Raw genomic sequence first — 4825 nt, 5'->3', positions numbered from 1 at the left:
CAATTACTACTACCTCACTAAGTGCGCTTGATGATTCTTTTAATTGAACATTAATTACGCTTTTACCGGCTGCGCTTACTTCCTGTGTAGTAAAACCGGTATATGAAAATACCAAAACATTGTTGGCATCTGATAGCTGTATGGTATAATTACCATTAGCATCTGTAAGTGTACCAGCTGTGGTACCTTTTATTCTAATGCTTACCGCGGGTAAAGGTGAGTTGTCTTGCGAACTGGTAACCTTTCCGCTAATTTTAAGCTGGGCCATTACCTGCAGGGATAATAGCGAAAACAGGATTGAGTAGATAAGTTTTTTCTTCATAACATTATTTTAAAAATGGGAATTGATCTTTTAGATATATCACAATGGATATTTGAAACCATCGGTAATGATTACGGTGGCTGGCAGCAGTAAAGGCTTAATTGCTGCTTAAAAAAGAGCAAAGCCATTCGTGCTACCTTCATGGCATTAACTTTTTTCATTAAATTCATTTTTAAGTACTTGGTTTTTAAAGTTTTACACTAATAAGTAGTCTATTTATTTTTAATAGCCCATTGTTTTAAAACTGTAATTGCATCAAACAAAACACCTGCCTCACCTCTGAAATCACCAGAACCCTTGGGAGTGCCTGTTTGCACATCATACCATTCATAAAAGCCTTTGTTGGCAATTGCCCGGTTAACCATTGGTGTTAACTCAGCATAGGCTTCTTTTATTAAACCATTTGTAATTAACGCCCCTGTCATGCGTCCCCCAAACCATGTCCAATCGCCACCGTTTTGGTAGTGGTAAGGGTGCATGTTTGGATAATGTTCTTTTGGATAGGGTGGATAGACGGTTATACCGATGGTAGCATGTTTTTCTTTTGCTGCAGCAGCCAGCATTTGACTGTTTATCTCTTGAACTTCGGTATTGGTATTAAATCCGGCCAATATTGCGCATATTGAACCGCCTGTGTATAAAATTTCACGCTCGTTAAAGTCCTTTGAAAATGGACTGCCATTTAAATAAATGTGAGGCAGATATTTTTGAGCTGCTGGTACCCATAAATGTTTACGTACGTTTTTTTTAATGTTAGCTGTTATGGTAGCCCAGTTTTCTTTTGTTTTATAACCTTTAGGCTTCATGGCCATGAAATCATGAATAGCTATTACATACATAGCATTATCATAAATGTCAATAGCCCATTTGGTTTTATCGTTAATGGCTACCCCCCAGCCTGTTTCTGATTGCACATCCCCCCAATCAATAGTGGTAGCTCCGGTAACCAGTCCGTATTTTTCAGACCACCTGTCTTTGCGGATATAGGCAAGAGCATCCTCCATTCTTTGCAGAACCGTTTTAGCACCTATTACCTCGTTAAGAATTGACCTGTCGCCAGTAATATCAATATATTTTTTAACTGCTTGTATTAAAGAAGATTCCTGATCAGTTTCAACTGTATTCTTGTGCGCTGCCCAACCCGGCAGTAAGCGCGAGTAGCGGTATTTATAACCTACACCTGCCCTGGCACTATCAACCACCCCATCCACTATATTACCGTCATCGCCCTGAATTTTAAAAAACATCAGGAGCATTTCTTTAACTTTTTCTTTAGGGTGTACTTTTAATGATCCTTTTATGAATGTGTTAAAATCACGGATCCATACTTCATTATATGATGTACCGGCCGAAAAACCTGAAAGTAATTTTAAAGCCCTAACCTGAATGGTATCTAAATGGCTATCGGCAAGTATGGAGCTTGCCAGTGCATACTTGTCCTGTATCTGCGCTTTGGTGTTCAGATAAAATAGACATAAGAAAATAGAAACAGCAAGTACAGGTAGCTTCATGCAGTATAATTTAAGTATGGCAGATATGATTTAAAGTGGATTTTCATTAGGCAAAAACACACTTTGTAAAAAATTGGTTACGCTTGTATATGTACAAACATACATACATTCAATGTATTTCCAAATTTTTTTACCATTTAAATAATTAATTTTTCATGACGCATTTCCCACGCATTGCGTTGAGGTTAATTATGTGTTTAAACGCTTTCCTGACACATATTTACTTAATCGTTTAAGGTATTTTCATCTAACACATGTAGTAGTTACCCATATGCCTATAAGCTTATTATGTACCTTCATATCAAATTTAGATAATACATAATTACAATATTATTTTCGAAAAGTTTCATTAAAATCAAACAAACATCGAATATTTTAAATAATCGATGTTGTTTAACCATTATTACTTCCTTTCTCCAAGGTATATTATACCATTGTATTAATTGGCTGCCTGAACAATAAAATACTGTTAACCATTGCATACAGCGCGGTGCCTCCGTGTATCAGCATATGCGGCCAATCGGCAGCGCCATTGGCAGTATATACTACCAAACAATCGCAAATGGGAATGATAATGGCTGCTGTAAATATGACCGCCGTTATCCTTGGGTTACGAAGCCATAAAAGATAGCCCAAAACCAGGCCCGAAAATATATCGCGGATACCTTTTATACTTCCATATAAAGCTGTATTACCGGCAGGTAAGGGCAGGCCAAATCCAATTGATGCGGTAAAAGGAGATATAATGTAACGCAGACCAATAAAAGTAATACCAACTGCTATAACTAAAGTGAGCCAAAAAGATAAGGAACCAGGCCCCCAGGTTTGAAGATTTTGTTGCTTTTTCATTGCTTTGATTTTGTGTTATATATTAAACAACACAAAGTTCAGCAGCTCAAAAGCCAATTTGGTTAACCTCGGTTAACTAATGCCTGCCTGAAATTCTTTTACGGATACGCGACAGCGATTGTGGTTTAATACCCACATATGAAGCAATATAATATTGCGGGATCCTTTGGGTAAGATCGGGATAATGAGTTAAAAACTGCTGGTATCTTACCACGGGAGGATCAGTGTACAAAGAATCCAACTGCTGTATGGCTGATACAAACACTTGCTCAATAACTAACCTGCCAAACTTTTCTCCTTCGCTTATCTCCCGGTAAAGACGCTGTAACTTTTCATAGCTAATAACATACAGCTGTGTAGGCTCCAGGGCCTGGATGCTTTTATCCGAAGCTGTTTGTGGCAAAAAACTGGGATAATTGCATACAAATTCAAGTTCCTTGCTGAAATACATTGTCCGCTCTTCCCCATCATTATTAATAAAATAACGAACCAGCCCCTTATTGATGAAGGCTACATGCCTGCATATCTTTCCTTCTTCCAGTAAATAATCGCCGGGTGCAAGGTTTAGTTCGGTAAATAATTCTTTGACGATGCTTTCTTCGGCGGCAGAAAGTTTTATAAATTGTTTAATAACCCTGATCAATAATTCCATTTGCGTAGTTAAAATCCGAATATAGTTTTATTAACAAGCTAAACTCCCCTTCGGCTGGTCACTATCCGCTTACGGTGCTGTACTCCCCATTTCTTCAATTCTTCTATCACTTGCTCCAATGATTGGCTGTAAGGTGTAAGCTCATAGGTAACGGTAACCGGTGTGGTAGAAAAAACTTTGCGTTCAACAAATTCATTCAATTCCAGTTCTTTCAACTCTTTCGACAATATTTTAGGGGTGATCTCGCCTAAGGCCCGCTGAATATCATTAAAACGTTGTGGCCCGTTTGCGAGGGCCGCGATGAGTGGTAATTTCCACTTACCATTTAAAACGTAAAGTGTATCCCTTACCGCATTAACACTGGCTTTACATGCTTCTGGGCTGTGTTGTATTTTTCCTGTCAGGGCTTCCATATATAACCAATTACTATCCTAAAAGATACCGCTATCCTTTAGGATAGTAGTATCTTTTTAATAGTAAAGGTAGTTAAGTTTGCAGAAAAAAGAAAATGAAAGCACTAAAAATCACCTATTGGACAACCACTGTTATAGTTGCGTTAATGATGACCTACTCGGCCTACGCCTATTTGACCCAGGCAGCCATATTGCAGGCTTTTCAACACCTGGGGTTCCCTAACTATTTCAGAATAGAATTGGCCGTGGCAAAACTGATCGGGGCTGTTCTATTACTAATACCTCTTACTGCAAGGATAAAAGAATGGGTTTATGCCGGGTTTGCATATACTTTTATCTCGGCCTTTATAGCACATACATCATCCGGCGATCCTATGGCCAACCGTATAATGCCCATTATTTTCCTGGCAATCCTGATTGTTTCTTATATTACATTTCACAAGAGCAACAGTGTTATAGGTAATCAGGAACCTGCTAAGACCAAAAGCCCTGCACTTTAATTTGTCCTGATAATACCCCTCGTGTTTGAGCAGTTTATGCAGTTGTGACATCATAAAAAAGCTATGCACAGAATAGCAAAAAGGTGATACCATAAGAAATGAGCAATCAACAAGCGGACAAAGAATTTATCCGCTTGTTGATTGCTCATTATTAATTGTCCATAGGTTGATAAACACCCCTGTCCATCGTAATATTTAGGCGGGTGAGCAACTCCTGAGGATTAAAGCCTATGCGTTGATATTCTGTTTGCACAGCTGCCTTTGCTTTGCTCAAAGCTTCCTCGCTTTCCCAGGTGGCAATAGTTACACAAATTATGTTTCCGTTCCCGTCTTCGCGTTCGTAGGCTGCATCTTCAATAAAGCCGGTGAGTTTCTTAATAAAATCCCGATTGTAGTTCATCCTTTCAGTAAATTCCTGTTTCGCGTTTTCGGGAATAACAAATTGATCAATAAAAATTTGTTTCATGATTGCTGATTTTAGGGAGATGATTAAATTATTTTTTAACAGGTAATGGTGGAGGTATTAGCCCCGGAGGTATAACCCCTATTTGTTGAAAAAAACCTAACCTGTCTGACTC

The 4825-nt window shown here is 38.4% G+C and carries 7 protein-coding genes; 1 reads left to right on the top strand and 6 read right to left on the bottom strand.

Annotated features, from left to right (window positions below):
* The 5 genes from AC1DRQ_RS29525 to AC1DRQ_RS29505 form a co-directional block, all read right to left on the bottom strand.
* On the bottom strand, positions 1 to 322 hold a 322-nt coding region (locus AC1DRQ_RS29525; protein WP_477429409.1), incomplete at its 3' end, for a carboxypeptidase-like regulatory domain-containing protein.
* Between the two features lie 212 nt (positions 323 to 534).
* Entirely contained in the window at positions 535 to 1833 is a 1299-nt protein-coding gene (locus AC1DRQ_RS29520) for a glucosidase family protein (protein WP_477429407.1), read from the bottom strand.
* Positions 1834 to 2259: 426 nt separating this feature from the next.
* A complete protein-coding gene (locus AC1DRQ_RS29515) occupies positions 2260 to 2682 on the bottom strand; it encodes a DUF4267 domain-containing protein (protein ID WP_477429405.1) in 423 nt (140 codons plus the stop codon).
* A gap of 76 nt (positions 2683 to 2758) precedes the next feature.
* The gene (locus AC1DRQ_RS29510) at positions 2759 to 3334 is read right to left on the bottom strand and encodes a Crp/Fnr family transcriptional regulator (protein ID WP_477429403.1); all 576 of its coding nucleotides are present in this window, start codon (positions 3332 to 3334) and stop codon (positions 2759 to 2761) included.
* A gap of 38 nt (positions 3335 to 3372) precedes the next feature.
* Positions 3373 to 3747: a winged helix-turn-helix transcriptional regulator gene (locus tag AC1DRQ_RS29505; protein WP_429400844.1), complete on the bottom strand. Its 375-nt coding sequence runs from the start codon at positions 3745 to 3747 to the stop codon at positions 3373 to 3375.
* A gap of 95 nt (positions 3748 to 3842) precedes the next feature.
* On the opposite strand from AC1DRQ_RS29505, the gene AC1DRQ_RS29500 reads away from it, so the two are divergent.
* Complete coding sequence (locus AC1DRQ_RS29500) at positions 3843 to 4247, top strand: DoxX family protein (protein ID WP_477429400.1); 405 nt, start codon at positions 3843 to 3845, stop codon at positions 4245 to 4247.
* A 151-nt stretch (positions 4248 to 4398) separates the two neighbouring features.
* Here the strand turns inward: AC1DRQ_RS29500 and AC1DRQ_RS29495 are convergent, their stop codons facing one another.
* Positions 4399 to 4713 carry a hypothetical protein gene (locus tag AC1DRQ_RS29495; RefSeq protein WP_477429398.1) on the bottom strand — a complete coding sequence of 105 codons (315 nt, stop codon included), beginning with the start codon at positions 4711 to 4713 and terminating at the stop codon, positions 4399 to 4401.
* Between the last annotated feature and the right edge of the window lie 112 nt (positions 4714 to 4825).

The organism is Mucilaginibacter sp. P4_E8 (assembly GCF_056401495.1).
This window is presented reverse-complemented; position numbering and strand designations above follow the sequence as displayed.

What these genes read in the sequence shown, in the direction of transcription:
- AC1DRQ_RS29500 (WP_477429400.1), top strand. Translation starts at nt 3,843, where the DNA reads ATGAAAGCACTAAAAATCACCTATTGGACAACCACTGTTATAGTTGCG.
- AC1DRQ_RS29520 (WP_477429407.1), bottom strand. Translation starts at nt 1,833, where the DNA reads ATGAAGCTACCTGTACTTGCTGTTTCTATTTTCTTATGTCTATTTTAT.
- AC1DRQ_RS29515 (WP_477429405.1), bottom strand. Translation starts at nt 2,682, where the DNA reads ATGAAAAAGCAACAAAATCTTCAAACCTGGGGGCCTGGTTCCTTATCT.
- AC1DRQ_RS29495 (WP_477429398.1), bottom strand. Translation starts at nt 4,713, where the DNA reads ATGAAACAAATTTTTATTGATCAATTTGTTATTCCCGAAAACGCGAAA.
- AC1DRQ_RS29510 (WP_477429403.1), bottom strand. Translation starts at nt 3,334, where the DNA reads ATGGAATTATTGATCAGGGTTATTAAACAATTTATAAAACTTTCTGCC.
- AC1DRQ_RS29505 (WP_429400844.1), bottom strand. Translation starts at nt 3,747, where the DNA reads ATGGAAGCCCTGACAGGAAAAATACAACACAGCCCAGAAGCATGTAAA.